The organism is Hymenobacter lutimineralis, assembly GCF_008271285.1.
Classification (GTDB): Bacteria; Bacteroidota; Bacteroidia; order Cytophagales; family Hymenobacteraceae; genus Hymenobacter; species Hymenobacter lutimineralis.
The window spans coordinates 93,145-112,750 of record NZ_VTHL01000001.1 but is presented as its reverse complement, the minus strand read 5'-3'; the positions used below and the strand labels follow the sequence as shown (position 1 = coordinate 112,750).

Here is a 19,606-nt window from a genome sequence, read left to right as displayed (position 1 = left end):
CCCAAGCCCCACGACCCTAAGTCCCCCAAAGCCATGATTACCGTTTCTGATAAAGCCAAAGAAAAAGTAGCGCACCTGATGGCCGATGCCCAGCTCGACGACACCTATCGTCTGCGGGCTTCCGTGGCCGGGGGCGGCTGCTCGGGCTTGAGCTATAAGCTCGACTTCGATAACGAGGTGAAGCCCATGGACCAAGAGTTTGAAGACAAGGGCGTACGCGTGGTAGTGGATATGAAAAGCTTCCTCTACCTGGCTGGCACCGAGCTTAACTTCTCCGATGGCCTCAACGGCAAGGGCTTCTACTTTGATAACCCTAACGCTTCCCGCACCTGCGGCTGCGGTGAGAGTTTCTCGGTCTAGACTGCCGACGTTTCCCGTTTGCAACGAAAAAGCCACCCCAAAAGGGTGGCTTTTTCGTTGCCCCCGAACTACCCTCTCCCCCTGCTCAACGCTTGAGTAGCTGGATAAGTAGTGCCTGGGAAATTGCGCCGTCATGTTGAGCCTGTGGAAGGATGACTATACAATTACTTATCCTCCACTAGGTACCCACACCATAGAAGACCACTTCTCAAACCAACACCCAACAAAAAAGGCCTCCCGAAAACCGGGAGGCCTTTTTTATTTGATGGCACGTAGCGCTAGTTGGTTTTGACCAGCTTGTGCGTGGAGCGAAGCTGAGCGCCCTGAAGCACCAGCACGTAGCTGCCCTGGGGCAGCTGCCGCAGATCCAACTGCTGCGAAGCCGGTACCATGGCGCGATACACCTCACGGCCGGCCAGGTCCGTTACAATGGCTTGTACTGCGCCAGCGTGTTCAGGCAGCTGCAGGTAGAGTGTGCTGGCTACCGGGTTGGGATAGATACCCGCCGATAGCTTACCGCCCTGTACCGTGCGTACTTCGGAAAGGTGCGCGGTACCATCCTGGTCTACCTGACGCAAGCGGTAGTACGATACCCCCGACAACGGCTTGGCATCGGCAAAGCGGTAGGTGCTGCGAGCAGTGGTGCTACCCTGACCGTTCACGCGGCCTACCTGAGTAAAGTGCACCCCATCGGCGGAGCGCTCTACTTCGAACCGGGCGCTGTTGCGCTCCGAGGCCGTAACCCACTGCACCTGTACCTGCGCGCCCTCACGGGCGGCCGAGAAAGCCGTCAGCTGAACGGGCAGGGGGTTGACGTTGATGGATGCATCCGTGCTGGCCAGCACAAAGTCGCTGAAGGACGTGAATGGATCCGAGGTAACGGTAGTAGCAGAAGTAGCCGACTGGCCGATGTCTTCCCAAGCCCCGCCTGCATGTGACTTAGCAATAACGAGCGAAGGCGCGTTTGGAGCATTTACCCCGTCTTTGTAAGCGTCGTACGACAGCGTAATGGTGCCGGCAAACTCACCGGCGCCAGGTTCCGTAGCGGGCGCTACCGTGTAGTAACGCTCGGTGGAGACGCGCTTGATATCACTGCTGCCAAAGTTCTGGTTGGCCGGAGCGCCTTCGTGCTGAGTAGCCGTGTAGGTAGCGGCATTGGCTTGGGTGGTAATGTTCAAGGTGAGCGGGCGGTACTCGGCGGCCTGGCCAACGGGGAACATGAGGGTACCGGCCCCAGCTACTTTCATACGAGCCAAGGGGCCTTCAATATAGCTGGTGCTGTTACCACCAAAAATGTTTACCAGATTATTCAGCTTCAGCGCGTTGTCATTGGTATTAAGTACGCCACTGGTCAGCGTGAGGGCATGCTCTACCACTGGTGTAGTGCTGGCGCCCGTCAACGTAGTAGTAGTGTACCCAGTCCCTCCATTCATCTTAAGGCTGTAGTAGTTACCGGGATTCACGTAACTGGGGCTGGTAATTTCTACCTGCCCAACAGCTGCGCCCCAGCCGGTAGCTACGCGCAGGTTGTCAACGGTGAGGGTAGCGGAAGCACCAGATGCACTACCTTGGCGTAAAGCAATGGTTGCGGGGAGGAAAGCTGTAAGGCTGGCATCGGTAAGTGGACCGATAAACGGAGTAGTCGGCTCCGTGCTGAAATTATCTGCGGCATCAAATACGTACAGACTTACTACATCGTCTTCTGCAGTTTCAGCAGTGCCTTTTGTTTCGTACTTCAACACTACCAAGTAAGTAGTGGCCAAGTTATGAACGGTGGTGGAGTAGGTAGCTGAAGCCGTGCCGCTTCCCACGCTTAAGCCAAAGTTGATTCCAGTACCGGAAGAGCGTGCAAACACCCGTCCCCGGAACAGATTCCCTACTGCAGGATCGGCTTCGGCAAAGTGAAGGAAGTAGTCCCCAGAAGCCTGAGCCGCGCTTACTTGTACCAAAGCCGAAGCATATAACTTATCCTGCAATGGCAATACGGCAAAGGCCCGGTTGATGTCCTGACCGTTAGTTTTCAGCGAAGCTTTAGAAGAACTGTTGGCGTCTACAGCCGCAATTCCTTGTGGGTAACCTGTTGCGAGCAAGTTATCAGCTACTGTGGAAATACTGTTAGTGGTACTTCCGCTGTGTACTGCCCATTTGGTGGCTGCATCGGCAGAAGCAGTGGTCGTGAGTGTGGTGGAAGCTGCATAATCAAAGTTTTCCTCCAACAGTAGCACGTTAGCGAAGGAAGGAGTGTCGTCCGTTACAATAGTGACGGTAGCCGTTGAATTGACCACTGTGGCTGGTCCACCTGCCGTAACTGCCAAGCCCAGTACCACAGTCTCATTCGTCTCTATATCAGTATCGCCCTTAATCGTTAGGGTCACCGTCTGGGTCCCGGCAGTGTTGAAGGTAAGCGTCTGGGGCAGGAAGGTGAAATCGGAGCCGGCGGTAGCTGTACCAGTACCCGTATTGCTCACAGTTACTTCCAGAGGGCTGGCTGGAGTATTTGCTACCGTCACGTTTACACTAACGGTTGAGGTGCCGCTGTTGCCTTCCGTAACGGAAAGTGTGTTGGGAATAAAGCTCACGTAGGCCTCGCAGCTCAGCGGAGCGTCCGTGGTGGTGATAACCAAGGCCGTGGTGCCGCCGGCGGGCGAAGCGGTTACCACGCCGCTGGGCCAGGTGCCATCGGCGTCGGTGGCAATGCAGCCCACGACTGCGCCGGTTTGCAGGCTGCGCTGCTCGATGCGGCGTATGCCATTGGCGTTGTTGTTGGGCGTGATGGCGCCCCAGGCTCCGGTCACCCCTTCTACATTGTTGGCATAGAAGGCGGCGTAGTTATTGACCAGGGTGTTGGCCGAGCCGTCGCTTTCCACGAAGGAAGCGTAGAGCGGCCGGCCGCTGCCGGTTTCGTTATCGTAAGTCAGCACGAAGTTGCTGGCCGTAGCGCCCGAGTTGCCATATACTGCAGTGGCATCCGTGGCGCTGGTGCCCAGGCTCACTACGCTAACGGTGCTGGTGGTGGTGAGGTAGGATACCGGCGTAGTACCGCCATTGCCGTTGTTGAGCACAATGCGCATCTGCACCACGTCGCCGGGTTCAAACACGGCATTGGAGGTAGGCTCCAGCACAAACCAGCCGGTGTAGTTACCGCTGGCATCGGCCTGCAGCTCCCCGTAGTTACCGGCGGTGGTAAACCCTTTCGAGCCCGTACGAACAAAGGCACCCGCCGTAGTTGCGAAAATGGAGTTACCAGAGCCTGTTGCGGACGTGTTGTCCACGGCTGGATCAATGGCGCCGTTGTGGTAGCGGTAGGTAGCGTTGGGGATCAGGCCGCTGAGGGTAGCACGGTAGGCATACGGCACCCGATTATCATGCGCGGAGGTGCCCGTGCGGGCTACCAGGTACTGGGGCAACACTACCTCGGTCAGGGTAACGGGCGCCGCGGGCGAGGCCGAGCGTTCCAAACCGTTGCTGTAGCCGCTTTCGTTGGTCGTGTAAATGGTGAAGAAGTATTCCGTGCCGTTCGTTAGGCCGGTTACCGTAGCGCTGGTGCCCGTGCCGCTGTACACCACGTACTGGTTGGGGTTGGCCACCGTACCCAGGTTGGTGCCGCTGCCGAATACGGTGTTAGCGGTGAAAGAGCCCGAAGGCTTCACCGTGACGCTGGAACCAGCCCGGGCCACAATAACCACCCGCGAAAAGCAGCTGGTGGGGTTGGTCCAGCTCAGAGTTACTTGCTGGTTGCCCGATACCGCCGTCGGGTTCATTACCTCGTTGGTAGCGTAATTCACGACCGACAGGTCGGCGCCGTTGTCGGTGCCGGTGGTGGCGGGGGCCGAGGCATCCACCCGGATGCGGTAGCTGGTGCCCGTCGCAATGCTGGTGGGAATAGTACCCGAAATGGTGCCGCTGTTGGCCGTGCTGCTAACGCTGCCAATAGCCGTGCTTACGCCCCCACTCACGATGTAGGCCGTGTACACGTTGCCCGTGGTAAAGGTGTTGGTAGAGGTGAAGGGCACCGAAACGGCCGCTCCCCCCTGCCCCACGCAGAACGAGGTAGGCGAAATAGTGCCGGTAGCCACGGTAGGAACCGTAGAAACCTCCACTGTTCCATAAAGATTTACATCATCAACACTGTAAGTGCCTCCAGTAGCAGAAGAGCCAGCAGCGTAAAATCTAAACGTCACTTTCGCTATCAAATTGGTGAAACCGCTTAAGGTCACCGATTTGGAGCCACCAGTAGTACTTCCACTGCTCAATGCGGTAGCAAAGTTGTCTAGGCTTGAACGAACTTCATACTTGTTCGGACCGGTGCCAGAACTCTGGTCTACAAACGTTAGGGTCGTCAGGCTAGCCATATACCCGCTGTTTGCATTAAAGGCAAATTGCACGTATTTGCTGGTGTCTATCGTTGCGGTGGTCGACCAGTTACTCGAACTATAGCGCCCACTTGCCGTTGAGCTTGTTACATTCTTCCTGCTGAATGCTGACCCGGTTACGTTAGCGTTTTGCGTAGACGGCGTCGCTCCGGCAGTGAAGTCATATACCAGCAGCGGGGCCGTCAACGTCGTGAACGTGGTGGAACCCAGCGGGGTCTGTAGGTAGTTCTCGAAACCGGCCGTGCTGCTTTCGTTGTAGGCATACACCTCGGCTACGTAGTTGGTACCAGCCGTCAGGCCGGTTACGGCGGCGCTGGTACCGGTGCCATTCAGCACCACAAAGTTACCGGTGCCGGTGGTAGCACCGCTCCCGAAGGCCAGGTTGGCGGTGTAAGCGGTTTTATCGGTGGGTGCCACGGCCGTGGTCGTAGCGGCCCGCACTACCAGAAGGCGCTTGGAGCCGTTGCCGCTGCCTACGGTCAGGGTTACGGCCACCTGCGTGGGCGTGCCGGCGCTTACGGTTGGGGCCGTGGTAGGCTCAGCTACTACGGTGCCGGTTACGGCTTTCGTTTGCTCCGCAGCGCCCGTGGAGTTCAGCGTAACGCTGCCGGCTACGGTACCGCTCCCGGCGCCGCTCAGGCGCACGTACACCGGCACGTTGGTGAGGGTACCGCTGCCAAAGGCAATGCTCGTGGAAGTGCCAAAGCCCGAGCCGCTCGACTGGGAAACCTCGTAGCCCGTGGGCGCCTGCACCACCACGTTGGCCGTGAGGTTGGTGGCACTTACCGTGAACGACTGCTCAGCCGAAGGTGAGCTGGCTACCGTGTTAAAAGCCGTGAGAGCGGCCCCCGAAGGCGAAATAGTGGGAACCGGAGCCCCCGAGCCAGTGGTTACGTCCAGCTTCACGGGCGAAGCCTGCAGGTTGGGCACGTTGTCTTCGGCTACCACGTACACATCGTAAGCCGTGCTGGCCGAGAGGCCACCTACTACCGAGGTAGCCGCCGTGTTGGCCGTGGGATTGGTGAAGTTGCCGCTGGCCAGGGGCGTACCACTGGCCGCTTTTACCTGGGCCGCCGTGGGAGCCGTAGCACCGTCGGCCAGCACCACGTAATAGGTCTTGCCTACTTCGTTGATGGTTGAGCTGAGCGTGAAGCCCGTGCCCGTAGGAGCACTCGTTGATGGGGAGCCTGTGGCGAAAGTGGGCGGAGTGGTATCAGAACCGCCACAAGGATTGGCCGTCGTACCTGAGTTGCGGGGCGTTACAGGAGTTGCAACAGTAAAATCAGTTCCGTTCTGATCAGTATCATCACACCCTCCATTTCCCCGAATGGCGGCTGTAGTTGTGCTTAAGTTTGCTGTTGTTGAGGTGCCTTCTTTCTGTATAGCGTTAGTACCATATCCAACAAAGTCTATAACTGATGCATTGGGAATAGTAGTAGACTGAGCTAATGCGGTAGTATTGGCCACCAAAGCCACCCTACCAGCAGTTCCAGACATTGCAATTACTCCTGAAGCATCCTGGTTGGTAATATCTGCTCCAGTTGCTCCAGTTGCTGTTGCCAACCGAACCAAATAATATTTACCTGCACCGATTTTGGCACCAGTTGGGAAAGAGAAAATTTGATAACTACCTGTTGTGCCCGTTGCGGGGGCATACTGGATGGACTTACCATCCAGTGTAACCTCGCTAGAACTCTTATTGAATATTTCTACAAAGTCGTATTTGTAGGACGGCGAAGGCGAGGTAGATGTACCACCACCACCACCATATACTTGGCTGATAACAACTGTAGTACTCTGAGCCCACCCCAGCAGGGGGAGCAGTAGCAGCACCAGGGCCATAAAGAAGCCCCGGCCACAGAGTGGCGGGGCTACCCTAGGAGGAGTAGAGAGTGTTGTCATGGGGAGGTGTGTATGAGAGGTTTAAGAGATGTGCACAATCCGAGAGTCCAAATATACAGGTCTCACGGTACATCTGGTACTTTTGCTAGGTTTACTGAATTATTACGGGATTAAACGGATTTAATAAAAAAGGCCTCCCGGATACCGGGAGGCCTTTTTTCAGACTAAAAATATCGGGGCGACTATTGCTTCACCACCTTCTGCGTCCACTGCTGGCCGCCTTGCTCTACGCGCACCAGGTAGGTGCCCCGCTGCAGGCTGCTCAACTCCAGGTTGCCATCTACCCCCAGGGTGCGGGTCAGCAGCACGCGGCCGGTCAGGTCCAGTACCTGCACTTTGGCGTTTTGCATGGGCACCGGCAGCTTCACCGTTAGGTTGTTCTGGGCCGGGTTGGGATACACGCTCAGGGAGCCACCGCCATTCACTACCGATTTCACGTCGGAGTAAGCAGTTTGGCCATCGAAGTCAACTTGCTTGAGGCGATAGTACGAGGTACCCGTCAGCGGATTGGCATCCGTAGCCGCGTACTCGTGGCGGCTCGACGTGGTGCCGTTGCCCTCTACCGTCGTAAACGTCTGGAAGTTCACCCCGTCGGCCGAGCGCTGCACTTCGAAGCCTTTGTTGTTTTTCTCCGAAGCCGTTACCCAGGTCAGTTTCACCTGCTTGTTCTGCAGCTTGGCCGAGAAGGCCGTCAGCGTCACAGGCAGCGGCTGGCCATCAATGCCTACCCCTTCAATTTCTTCCGCCGTGGTGGGCGTCAGGTAGTTTTCCGAGGTCTGCGTGATGAAGCCCGTGGTAGGGTCGATGTTGTTGAACTCGAACACGTAGAAGTAGTAAGCTTTTGTGGGCTCAAAGTTTTCAACGGTTACCGAGTTGTTAGCGCCGGCATACACGGAGAAGTAACCCGGTGCCAACTGCGGACCCGTACCATAAATGGAGTTGTTGGTCTGGTAAGACGTACCATCTACCGGCTGGCGGTTAGCAGGCAACAGCGGGTTTTCGCTGGCAACCACCAGGTGGCCTTCGCCCTGCCCGGCTACATTACCGGTGAAGGTAATGGTGATGTTGCGGCCACTGCGCGTCAGCAGGAAGGGGCGCTCGGCCGTGGGCTGCTCGTCGATGGAGCGGCCCGCCAGCGTACCATTGTTGGCGAAGTTCTGCGCGGTGGTAATTTCGAAGTCCGTGCTCTGGTAGCGCAACGTGTTGGAAGCCTGGCCCAGGTACGTAGGCGAGTAGCGCACATACAGGGTAGCATTTACACTGTAAGTGGTGCTGCTAGGCGTGAACACTACGCTGCTGGAGAAGTTAATGCCGTCGGTGGATACCTGGAACTGAGGCGTAGCCGAAGGGTTCTGGGGCGAAGGCGTAGGTGCCGAAATCGTGATGGTAATGGGCTGACGCACCCGGTCGGCTACCAGGTTCAGTGCCTGCGTGGGCGAGTTTTCGTAAATCACCACGATGCCGGAAGTATTGTAGGCATTGGCCAGCTGCACCTGCGGACGGCTGGTGCCCGATACCGGGAAGGTCACAGGGTTGGCTGGGTCGCTGGTGTGGGTAATCACCGTAGCGTCTTCGCGGGCGGAGGGCGGCAGGTAGCGGATGTACACCGTCGTTACCGTCAGGTCGTTGCCGGAGTTACGCGGAATCAGCAGCGAGTTGCCCGTTGCGCCGTTCAGGGCATCAAGGCCAGCAGCCGAGAGGGCCACCTGGAAGTAGATCGGAGCATTTACCGTTACGCCTTCCAGCAGGTTAGTACCCGAGAGCTGGTAGGTCTGAATGGCCGAAGGCACACCCGGCACGGTAGAGAACAAGCTCAGTACGCCCGAAGCGTTGATAGCCGAGTTGCCACCCAAGCCATTGGCCGTGATGTTAAGCGTACCGGTAATGGTGGTATTGGTGCCGCTTACACCCGAGCCCACAATGCTCCCGCTGAAGGCACCAGCGTTAGTGCCCACCAGGCGCACCTGGATTTCCTGGGTTACGTTGCCGCTGGCATCCGTGGTCAGGGTGATAGGCGTGTTGTTGTACGTGCCTACGCCCGTCAGGCGGAAGCGAATGTTCGTAGCCGAAGGCGTCAGCGTCACCGTGGAGTTAGGTGCCAGGCCCGTAGCCGTTACAATCGTTGTCAGCGTGGAAGAACCGTTCGTAGAAACTGTGCCGAAGTTCAGCGGATTAATCGAATAAGTAATTGCAGAGGTAACTGCTTGCTGACCGTTGCCGTTCACAGCCACGTTCTGGGTTACTGTGCCGCTACCATTCGGGGTAGAAATTACAATGTTCTCCGAAATGTTGACCGCTTGCGTAGGGGCAAACTGCACGTAAATGGTTGTGGAAACTGAGCCACTAGCACCACTGAGCGTAATGTTGGAATTGGTAAACGTAGTCCCGTTGGTGCTAAGGCGGAAGTTAATAGGCCGCACAATCGTTACGCTACCAGTCAGATTAGTACCCGTCACCACAAAAGACTGCACCGCCGAGGTTTCGCCCACGCGAGTTGGAGCAAACGATAGCGAATTGGGGTTAGCCGTTAGAGTGGGGGGAGCGGCAACTGCAGTGCCCGATACAGTAAAGGAGCGGGTGACTGAGCCAGAAGTCAGAACTATAGAAGCCGATCGATTGCCGACCGCTGTCGGTGCGAATTGAATATATACTCTGGTGTTATTACCGTTGTTGGCGTCTGTTACTGGAACAGTTACCGTGTTTGTAAAGCCAGATCCATTGATTAAGCTCACCCGAAAGTCGTTTGGGTTAGCCCCAGCCACCGTCACCTGTACATCATTGGTCAGGTCTTGTCCATTTACGGTCAGCCTTACTACCGTATTGGTATTAGTAACATTGGGGGGACGCTGAGTGGTCTGGCCAACTTGCGTATCAACAAATGAGGTGTAGTTGAGGAAAGAATCGTCAAGATCCTGGGCAAAGCTCAGGGAAGGCAAAACGAACAGCGCCAGCATGAACACCCAAATAACCGACCAGGCAGTGCGGCGTTGGGGGCGAGTGTATGAATTTTTCATATGAGTAAGTAAAAAGTTTTACGGTGGAAAGACAACCAATTGATTGTCAGGTTTTAGCAAGCCAGGTTGATGTTCATCAAACCTGCTCCTTGTACGCAGTAACTAAGGGTCAGTTCAATAATTTTTTTGACATTGCATATAATTTTTCTATACATCTATTTGTTCGCATATTTATTTGATTTATGTTAGTAGGTCTGTTCTTTAGGGAAAGCCGGACCGATAATTTGGTCCTGCCCGGGTCTACAGATTTCGTGCCCAAATGATTCCCAGGATCATTCAACTATACGAATTGTTATCTTTTCCGGATTTCAGGCTGCTTTGCTCCCGGATGCCTGCTTCTGCGGCCCCTTGGTGAACTTATGCTTGTTACTCAGTTAGCGCCACGTCAATGAAAACGGCTACTCTGGTGCTTTGTACCTCACTCCGGGTAGTTTTTGTTTTCCATAAAGCGGAATGTTTTCTTGGTTTTTTACAACCATAACCCGAATTGTCGTTGCAGGTTGCAAACCGGTGGCTGGGTGAGATAATATAGGCTGCTTATTCCCACAGTGGATAGTGCTCCAGTTGTACTTCCTGCTCGAAAAAGATACGGGTGCTTTCCTCGAAAGAGCGGGTGAAGTCGGACACATAAAAATGATGGGCCGGGACGCCTTCTTTGGCTGGGGCCGCCAGCTGCTGCGCATCCAGGTACTGGCGCACGTGCTCGGCTACTACGTCGGAGGCATCTAACACTTCTACCCTACCCTGATAAAAGGCCGCAATCTGCTGCTTGATCAACGGGTAGTGGGTGCAGGCCAGCACCAACGCCTCAATGCCCTCGAGTACGGGATTCGACAGGTAGGTTTCAATGATGTTGCGGGAAATAGAGTTGTTGAAGAAGCCCTCCTCCACCATCGGGGCCAGCAGCGGCGTAGCCAGGCTGCGCAGCTCTACGCCCGCGTCCAGGTCGTCTATCTTTTTGCGGTACACGTTGCTGTTCACCGTTTGCTTCGTGCCAATGAGGCCCACGGTGCGCCCGGCATACGCCTTTCCCACGTAGGCCACAATGGGGTCAATTACGTTCAGGACCCGGGCTTTGGAGCCTACGTATTCCTTCACCAGCTCATAAGCCGCCGCCGAGGCCGAGTTGCAGGCAATAAGAATCACCTTGCACTGTTGCTTAAGCAGCAGGTCGCAGATCTTCACGGAGTAGGCCTGAATGGCGGCCGTGCTTTTGTCACCATAGGGCAGGTGGGCCGTGTCGCCAAAGTACACCAGCCTTTCCTGCGGGAGCAGCTTGTTGACGGCCCGGGCCACGGTGAGGCCCCCAATGCCACTATCGAAAACCCCAATGGGGCGAGAAGCCAGGGAGGAAGAAGCTGCTGTACCCATATTGAGCGCAAAGGTAAATCGTTTTTACTGGGTTATGACGCTGTGGTGCGGTATTCCCCTGTGGGCCTTCCCTACTCCGGGTGGGCAGGTCAGAAATATTCTTCCTATATAGTAGGCTCTAACTGCCGCTTTCCCCTGATTCCTATGAGTACGGTTTTGCATGAAATCGACCAGGCCCTGGCTTCTTTCGATGCTACCCGCGGCCGGCCCGTAGCCATTGAGCTGGGCGAACGGAAATACACCCAGCTAATTCTCGACGTGGCCCACCTGCACCAGGCCGGCGGCGACCTGACCACTAATACGGGCCGCCCCCTGGCGTACCGGGGCCTCGAAATCCTGCGCGACGAGCTGAACGTGGACCGGGTGCGGGTTATCTAGACCGCAGATAGCACCGATTTTTCGAATAAGACAGTTGGCTCCATACTCAAAGCGGGAAGTTGCGTCTTAGCCTGTACGTTTCTCTGAGGCGCCATTTTTCTGACCGTTTCTTCGGGTTGCTAGCTGGTTATTCTTCCGTGCCAACTACAAAATCCGCGGAATCCGTTAAAATCCGTGCCCATCCGTGGTCTACCTTTGCGGTATGAACCTGCTTTCCGCTGAAAACCTTTCGAAGAATTATGCCGACCGGTGGCTTTTCCGGGACCTGAACTTTGGTTTGCAGCAAGGCCAGCGCGTGGCCTTCGTGGGCATCAACGGCACCGGCAAAACCACGCTCATGAAAATCCTGGCCGGCCTGGAGCAGCCCGATACCGGCCTGGTGAGCACGCGCAAAGGCATTCGGGTGACGTACCTGGGCCAGCAGCCCGTGTTCGATGAAAGCCTGACGGTGGAGGAAACCATCTTCGCTAGCCAGAACGACACGCTGCGCGCCATTCAGGAGTACGAGCACGTCGTCAACGACCCCGACCACAAAGCCGACGACCTGCAGCGCGTGCTGGAGCGCATGGATTCCCTGAACGCCTGGGACTACGAGGCCCAGGTACAGCAGATTCTGGGCCGCCTGGGCATCCTGGGCGAGCTGCTCACGCGCAACGTGAGCATGCTCTCGGGTGGGCAGCGCAAGCGCGTGGCCCTGGCCCGGGTGCTCATCGAAGAACCTGATGTGCTGCTGCTCGACGAGCCTACCAACCACCTGGACCTGGCGACCATTGAGTGGCTGGAAAACCGCCTCTCCTCCCCCAGCCTCACCCTGCTGATGGTGACCCACGACCGGTATTTCCTCGACAGCGTGGCCAACGAAATTGTGGAGCTGGACAAGGGCCAGGTGTACCGCTACCAGGGCAACTACGCCTACTTCGTGGAGAAAAAGGCCGACCGCGAGATGCGGGAGTCGGTGGAAGTGGAGAAGGCGCGGCAGCTGTTCAAGAAAGAGCTGGAGTGGATGCGCCGCATGCCCCAGGCCCGCGGCACCAAGCAGAAAGCCCGTATCGACGCGTTTTACGTGACCAAGGAAAAGGCCAGCACCAACCTGAGCAAGCAGCAGGTGGAGCTGAGCGTGAAAACCACCCGCCAGGGCGGTAAAATCATTGAAGCCAGTCACCTCAACAAGAAGTTTGGCGACAACGTGGTGCTGGATGACTTCAGCTACGTATTCAAGAAAAAGGACCGGATTGGCCTCGTGGGGCCCAACGGCGCCGGCAAGTCTACCCTGCTGAACATGCTTACGGGCAAGCTTCAGCCCGACTCTGGCACCATTGAGGTGGGCCAGACCACCGTGTTTGGCTACTACACCCAGACGGAGCTGGAATTCGACCCTTCGCAGCGCGTTATCGACATTGTGAAGGAAGTGGCCGAAGTGGTGGAGCTGGCCAACGGCGACGTACTCACGGCCAGCCAGTTTCTGAGCTTGTTTCTGTTTCCGCCGGCCCAGCAGTATACGCTGGTAAGCAAGCTGAGTGGGGGCGAAAAACGCCGCCTGCAGTTGCTGCGTGTGCTCATCAAAAACCCCAACTTCCTGATTCTTGACGAGCCCACCAACGACCTGGACCTGGGCACGCTTAACATTCTGGAAGACTTCCTGCTGCACTTCAGCGGCTGCCTGCTCATCGTCAGCCACGACCGGTACTTCCTGGACCAGCTGGCCGAGCACCTGTTTGTACTGGAACCCGGCGGGGCCGTGCTCAACTTTCCTGGCAACTACACCGACTACCGCGGCTACCTGGCCGAGCGGGAAACGGAGGCCGCCCAGGAAGCGGCCGAGCAGGAAGCCAAAGCAGCCCGGGCTGCGGCCAAGGTGGCGGTAGCCGCCCCGGCCCCCCCGGCCCCCGCGCCCAAGCCCGCCGAGGTGCCCAAGCGCAAGGCCACGTTTGCCGAGAAGAAGGAGTACGAAACCCTGGAAAAGGAAATCGGGCAACTGGAAGTTCGCAAGCAGGAGCTGATTGAGAAGCTCAACTCCGGCTCCGGCTCCCACCAGGAGCTGGCCGACTGGGCCGCCGAGCTCAAGCGCACCGAAACCACCATCGACGACAAGGGCATGCGCTGGCTGGAACTGGCCGAGCTGGTGTAGCCCGCGAACTGCCTCGCCTCATACAGCAAAGAAGCCTCCTCTGCGCGCAGGGGAGGCTTCTTTGTTGGTTATTGGTCTTATTGTAAAGCGGCCGGCAGAGTAGCCTGGCCTAGCTCATCTACCGGGAAAGGCCAGCTGCGGACCACGGCGCTTACCGGAATAGGCGCGAAGATGTGCGGAAAGTATGCCTGTCGGCCCGCTGCCCACTCACGCTCTACCCGTACCTGGGCGACTGTTAGCGCGGCTTCGTCTATTTCCAGTAGCACCGCTTCCGGGCTGTTCCGGTAATGGCGGCGGGCAGTTTCCAACACCTAGCTTAGTTCCGAAGCGTGGATGAAGCCCTCCGCCGCTAGGTCGGGGCTGGCAAAGAAGCCGGGGCGTTGCGCGGCCGCCCAATCGGTGGGCTGGGCTATGCGGTAGAGCATGGTTGACTTGTTAAATGGTTTAGTCGTTGAATGACTAACTGGCTGAACCGTCGGGTCGTTTCTGGCCCTAATACAACCAGTCAGCCATGCAACAAGCCAACCATGCAACCATTTTCTAAGCCTGCCACACTTCCTGCTGCACGGCTTTGCCCACCGTCAGCACCAGGCGGGTGGGGTTGGGCACGAGCGTGAGGCGGGCTTCCTTGCCGGAATACTTTTCCGAATCAATCCAGACGCCCTCTTTGGGCGAGGGCGTAGCACTGGTAGAGGCGGGCAGGTAAGCGGTGGGCAGCAGCACATCCGTATCCGAAACGAGGTCGGTGTGTACTTTTTCCAGGGCCGCTTCCAGGAAGGCCCCGTATTCATCGTTGAAGTCGTCTTCCAGGTCGTGCAGCTCCTCTTCTACGTCGTCGTAGCGGGCATCGTCGTAGGTGAGCTTTTGCAGTTCTTGCTTTTTCTCAATCAGGGCCACCAAGGCACGGTTGAGGTCCTCCTTATTCATATCTCCTCAGGGGTAATAGGTGATGCAGTGGGGTAAAGGTGCGCAGGATTCAGGAATTTCTGAATCCGGGAAGGTGCAAAATAGCCCGCTCCCCGGTACGATTCAACCGAATCCCGTATTTTTACTCCTAATCTACCCTTCCATTATCCACCCGACCTTACCCCCACCCTTCCTGATGGAAACCATGACTTCGCCTGCCGTGCAGGCTCACCCCGCCCACGACTTTCTGCCCCTGAATGGCACCGACCACCTGGAGTTTTACGTGGGCAACGCCAAGCAGTCGGCCTACTATTACCAGGCGGCATTTGGCTTTGAGCTGGTGGCCTACGCCGGCCCCGAAACCGGGGTGCGCGACCGGGCTTCCTACGTACTGCAGCAAAACAAAATCCGCCTCGTCCTCACCACCTCCCTCCTCCCCGACTCCGACATTACCCGCCACGTGGCCAAGCACGGCGACGGCGTGAAGGTAATGGCCCTGTGGGTGGACGATGCCCGCAAATCCTTCGAGGAAACCACCAAGCGCGGCGCCCGGCCCGCTTTCGAGCCCTACACGATTGAAGATGCCCATGGCTCTGTGACCCTGGCCGGCATCTACACCTACGGCGAAACCATCCACACCTTCGTGGAGCGTAGCAACTACACCGGCCCCTTTCTGCCCGGCTACGTCGCCAAAACAAGCAATGTGCCCCAGGGTGCGCCCGTGGGGTTGCAGTACGTGGACCACTGCGTGGGCAACGTAGGCTGGGGCCAGATGAACGAGTGGGTGAAGTTCTACGAGGACGTGATGGGCTTCAAGCTGCTCATCACCTTCGACGACGACGACATCAGCACCGAGTACTCGGCTTTGATGAGCAAGGTGGTGAGCAACGGCAACGGCTACGTGAAGTTTCCCATCAACGAGCCCGCCGAAGGCAAGAAGAAAAGCCAGATTGAAGAGTACCTCGACTTCTACCACGATGCCGGCGTGCAGCACATTGCCATCATCACCCACGACATCCGCACCACGGTAGCCGAGCTGCGCCGTCGCGGCGTGGAGTTCCTCACCGTGCCCGGCACCTACTACGATGATCTGCTGGAGCGCGTGGGCGCCATCGACGAGGAGCTGGAAAGCATCAAGGAGCTGAACCTGCTGGTGGACCGCGACGAAGAAGGCTACCTCCTGCAGATTTTCACCAAGCCGGTGGAAGACCGCCCTACCGTGTTCTTTGAAATCATCCAGCGCAAAGGCGCCAAGTCGTTCGGCAAAGGCAACTTCAAAGCTTTATTCGAAGCCATTGAGCGGGAGCAGGCTCTGCGCGGTAACCTGTAAGCACCCAACTTTTTGTGGGCTTGCTTCTAAAACCAGAAAAGCCCCAGCCATAACGGCTGGGGCTTTTCTGGTTTTAGGTGTTCATGGCTTTACTTAGAACCAACCAGAATGCCCTGCACAAAATAGTTGCCGGTTTCGGTGCGCAGGTTATACACGGCGGGAGCTGTTCCGGCCGGCTGGCGGTCGGTGAGGGCGGTTACCGCCAGCGCATCCGGCCGCAGTTGCAGCAGCTCATCGGTGGTTTGCAGGGCGTCGGCGCGGCGGGTTTCCCGATTTGCCAATACCAGAGGATGGTTTGGGGTGAGCACCAGCTCTACGGAAGCAGGCGCAGGCATCGGCTCGGCACTCGTGCTGGCATAAATAGCCGGAGTACCAATGGTGAGCTGGACCAGGGGATAAGCCGCCTCCGTGTGTTCATCGAGGCGTAGTACGCGCGTAGGGGCTACCTTTCCAGTTGTGGCATCGTAGCCCAGCACCACGTCGCCGGGGCGAATGGAGGCTATGGGTGCCTGTTTTCCGTTGGGCAGTGTTACCGCTGCCATAGCCGGAAAACAGGTGGCCAGCTCGCATTGGAAGGGCTTGTCGTAGGCCTGCTGCAGCTGGCAGTACTCCTGGTTCAGGTCGTACACAGAGCTCGTGAATTCGAGCAGGTTCTGTACCATGAGCAGCATCTGCTGCTGACCGCCGGCCAGGGGCACAATGTTTACTTTCTCGTCTTCCCGCTTAATAGCATCGGTGTAGTGAATGGCGGCCAGCTCTTTCTGGAAGGGGGCCGCCTGCGCTTTCAGCTGGGTTTTCGTTGCAGCCCACGCCGAGGCAAACTGCGGCAGATACTTGCGCATCAACTCCTGACGTCGTAGAATAAACTGACGGTTTTGCTCGTACACCCGCTTTTGGCCGCTGCAGTCCCCTTCTTTGGCCGCTGGCAGCCGCTGGGCCTGCTGGCTATTCTTCAGCACTTCTATTTCCGTATACAAAGCGGTGCTGAGGTGCTGCAGGGAAGACGGCTTCTGCATACCCGTGGCAAAGGTTTCATTCATGGCGCTGAAGGCTTCCATAGCCGCCGCCGTAACGAGCGGCGCTGGCGGCGCGGTGTTCGAAGAGCCGGCAATGGTTTTCATTTTGGCTTCGTTTACCCCGTGCTTGCGCATGAGCTGCTCCGTGTAGGCATCTTGCTCGGCTTGCGACTTTTTCTGCCAGGCTTTCTGAAAAGCGGGGTCGCGCATCTGCTGCATGAACTCGGCCTGGGCTGCCTGAAATCCGGGGTCGGCGGTCATGCGCTGCTGCGCCGAGCCGGGGGCGGCCATTTGCTGCTGCAGAAACTGCGCCTTTTCCGCGTCACTCATGCTCGCCAGCTTGGCCTGAAAGGCGGGGTCCTGCATGCGCTGGGCTAGCTGCACAGCCTGGGCATTGTGGCCGGGCATGGCCCCACCCTGCTGCTGCAGGTACGCCAGCTTCTGCTGGTCGGTCATTTTCTCGATGCCATCGGCAGCTGCCTGGGCCCCGAAGTTCTGCATGGCCGCTTCGTCGCGGCTCTGGCCGGCGGTGCGGGCCGAGGTGATGGCGACGTTGAACTGGCCCAACTGCTTTTCCACAGCCGCCAGCTCCGCCGGGCGTTTCAGTGCGCAGCTGAAGGCCGCCGGCGGGGCCGGCACTTTATCGAATAAGGTGGTTACATCGGTCTTGATGGGCTTCTGAGCCAGCGCTACGCCGGCCGCCAGCAGGAATACCGACAGCAAAACCAGAAACATCAGAAGATTGATAGCGCGGTGGGCAGACTGCATGGTGGCGGTAACTGGTAAAGAAGTGATGGGAATACTGCACCCGCACCTGGAAGCAGGGAGTAGCGTTTGCGGCTGCAAGTGCGCCAAAAAACCGCCGCTGGTCAATCACATCATTGAGGAGAAACCCTCGCATATTGATGTGAAAGCGGGCAACACTGCTAATTATTTCCCACTTTGCCGGCCTTAGCGGCGGCACCGGCCGTGCAGGCTTTTGCACAACTTCTTTTTCCTTTGGCTCGTCAATAGCGTTTTTGCAAGCTCCCACCAGTTTATGGCCCTCTCAACCGAACTCCAACACAAAATCAACACCTGGCTGACCGGTAACTACGACGCCGAAACCAAAGCCAACATTCAGCAGCTGCTCGACGCCGACCAGGAAGAAGCCCTGAGCGACGCTTTTTACCGCAATCTGGAGTTTGGCACCGGCGGCCTGCGCGGCATTATGGGTGCGGGCTCCAACCGCATGAACCGCTACACCCTGGGCATGGCGGCGCAGGGCCTCAGCAACTACCTCGTGCAGCAGTTTCCCGGCCAGGAAATCAAGGTGGCCGTAGCCCACGACTCGCGCAACAACAGCCCCGAGTTTGCCCGACTCGTGTCGGATATTTTCTCGGCCAATGGCATCACCGTATACCTATTTGAGGCGTTGCGGCCCACGCCGGAGCTGTCATTTGCCATTCGTCACCTGGGCTGCCAGAGCGGCTGCGTGGTGACGGCCTCCCACAACCCCAAAGAGTACAACGGCTTTAAAGTGTACTGGAACGATGGGGCCCAGGTAGTAGCCCCGCACGACAAGAACATTATTACCGAAGTCAACGCAATTCAGAGCGTCGACGACGTGCGCTTTCAGGCCGATGCTTCCCGTATTCACCACATCGGGGCGGAGCTGGATGCCGCCTACCTGGCCAAGGTAAAAGAGCTTAGCATCAACCCCGAGGCCATTCAGCGCCAGCACGACCTGAAGATTGTGTACACGCCCCTGCACGGCACGGGCATCACCTTGGTGCCCCAGGCACTGGCCCAGCTGGGCTTCACCAACGTGCATATTGTGCAGGAGCAGGCCACGCCCGATGGCAACTTCCCCACGGTGCTGTCGCCCAACCCCGAGGAAAAAGTAGCCATGCAGCTGGCCCTCGACCAAGCCAAAACCCTGGATGCCGACTTGGTGCTGGCCACCGACCCCGACTCTGACCGCGTGGGCATGGCCGTGAAAGACAACCACGGCGAGTGGGTGCTGGTGAACGGCAACCAAACGGCGGCGCTGCTCACCCACTACCTGCTCTCGGCCCGCGCCCGGGCCGGCAAAATGACCGAGCAGGACTTCATCGTGTACACCATCGTAACCAGCGACGTGCTGGGTGATATTGCCAGCCGCCACGGCGTGAAGGCCTACCAGACGCTGACGGGCTTCAAGTACATTGCCGGCATCATCCGGGACCTGGAAGGCCAGCAAACCTACATCGGCGGCGGCGAGGAAAGCTACGGCTACATGATTGGTGACTTCGTGCGCGACAAGGATGCTATATCGGCCTGCGCCCTCATCGCCGAAATGGCGGCCGTAGCCAAAGACCAGGGCCACACGCTCTACCAGGAAATGCAACGCATGTACGCCACCTACGGCCTGTACAAGGAGCACCTGATTTCGCTGACTAAGAAGGGCCAGCGCGGGGCCGAGGAAATCCAGGAAATGATGCGCGAGCTGCGGGCCAACCCGCCCCGCACCATTGCCGGCTTGCCCGTAACGGAGCTGCGCGACTACGGCCAGGGCATCATTCGCAACCTGCACACCGGCGAGCAGCTGCCTACTGGCCTGGAAAGCTCCAACGTGCTCCAATTCATCCTCGAAGATGGCAGCAAGATTTCGGCCCGCCCCTCCGGCACCGAGCCCAAAATCAAGTTCTACTTCAGCGTAAAGCAGCCCTTGGCTTCCGTGGTGGATTTTGACCTGGCCAACCGCCGCGCCGACGAGAAGATTCAAGCCATCATTGCGGACATGCAGCTGCAGTAATTCCGCTGATTTACTTAGTATTACGAAAGCTGCCGCACGAGTTGCGGCGGCT

The 19,606-nt window shown here is 57.6% G+C and carries 11 protein-coding genes; 5 read left to right on the top strand and 6 right to left on the bottom strand.

Annotated features, from left to right (window positions below):
* Positions 1-33 precede the first annotated feature (33 nt).
* A complete protein-coding gene (locus FY528_RS00465; protein ID WP_149069025.1) occupies positions 34-360 on the top strand; it encodes a HesB/IscA family protein in 327 nt (108 codons plus the stop codon).
* A 278-nt stretch (positions 361-638) separates the two neighbouring features.
* Here FY528_RS00465 and FY528_RS00460 read toward each other — a convergent pair whose 3' ends face one another.
* The 3 genes from FY528_RS00460 to murI form a co-directional block, all read right to left on the bottom strand.
* Positions 639-6,575 carry a T9SS type A sorting domain-containing protein gene (locus tag FY528_RS00460; RefSeq protein ID WP_262383883.1) on the bottom strand — a complete coding sequence of 1,979 codons (5,937 nt, stop codon included), beginning with the start codon at positions 6,573-6,575 and terminating at the stop codon, positions 639-641.
* A gap of 242 nt (positions 6,576-6,817) precedes the next feature.
* Positions 6,818-9,124, bottom strand: coding sequence for a T9SS type A sorting domain-containing protein (locus tag FY528_RS00455; RefSeq protein WP_187631932.1), 2,307 nt, complete (start codon positions 9,122-9,124; stop codon positions 6,818-6,820).
* A gap of 1,062 nt (positions 9,125-10,186) precedes the next feature.
* A complete protein-coding gene (gene murI, locus FY528_RS00450; RefSeq protein ID WP_149069022.1) occupies positions 10,187-11,020 on the bottom strand; it encodes a glutamate racemase in 834 nt (277 codons plus the stop codon).
* Between the two features lie 144 nt (positions 11,021-11,164).
* Between murI and FY528_RS00445 the strand changes: the two genes are divergently transcribed.
* Positions 11,165-11,398 (top strand): hypothetical protein, encoded by a 234-nt coding sequence (locus FY528_RS00445; protein ID WP_149069021.1) that lies wholly within the window; start codon positions 11,165-11,167, stop codon positions 11,396-11,398.
* Between the two features lie 202 nt (positions 11,399-11,600).
* Positions 11,601-13,526 (top strand): ABC-F family ATP-binding cassette domain-containing protein, encoded by a 1,926-nt coding sequence (locus FY528_RS00440; protein WP_149069020.1) that lies wholly within the window; start codon positions 11,601-11,603, stop codon positions 13,524-13,526.
* 77 nt (positions 13,527-13,603) lie between these two features.
* Here the strand turns inward: FY528_RS00440 and FY528_RS00435 are convergent, their stop codons facing one another.
* Together FY528_RS00435 and FY528_RS00425 are read right to left on the bottom strand one after the other, a co-directional pair.
* The gene (locus FY528_RS00435) at positions 13,604-13,837 is read right to left on the bottom strand and encodes a DUF952 domain-containing protein (RefSeq protein ID WP_149069019.1); all 234 of its coding nucleotides are present in this window, start codon (positions 13,835-13,837) and stop codon (positions 13,604-13,606) included.
* 229 nt (positions 13,838-14,066) lie between these two features.
* A complete protein-coding gene (locus FY528_RS00425) occupies positions 14,067-14,453 on the bottom strand; it encodes a hypothetical protein (RefSeq protein WP_149069017.1) in 387 nt (128 codons plus the stop codon).
* 175 nt (positions 14,454-14,628) lie between these two features.
* Between FY528_RS00425 and hppD the strand changes: the two genes are divergently transcribed.
* Positions 14,629-15,762: a 4-hydroxyphenylpyruvate dioxygenase gene (hppD, locus tag FY528_RS00420; RefSeq protein WP_187631931.1), complete on the top strand. Its 1,134-nt coding sequence runs from the start codon at positions 14,629-14,631 to the stop codon at positions 15,760-15,762.
* An 89-nt stretch (positions 15,763-15,851) separates the two neighbouring features.
* Here hppD and FY528_RS00415 read toward each other — a convergent pair whose 3' ends face one another.
* Positions 15,852-17,546 (bottom strand): Hint domain-containing protein, encoded by a 1,695-nt coding sequence (locus tag FY528_RS00415; protein ID WP_149069016.1) that lies wholly within the window; start codon positions 17,544-17,546, stop codon positions 15,852-15,854.
* A gap of 271 nt (positions 17,547-17,817) precedes the next feature.
* Here FY528_RS00415 and FY528_RS00410 point away from each other — a divergent pair, with 271 nt between their 5' ends.
* Positions 17,818-19,554: a phospho-sugar mutase gene (locus FY528_RS00410; protein WP_149069015.1), complete on the top strand. Its 1,737-nt coding sequence runs from the start codon at positions 17,818-17,820 to the stop codon at positions 19,552-19,554.
* Positions 19,555-19,606 lie beyond the last annotated feature (52 nt).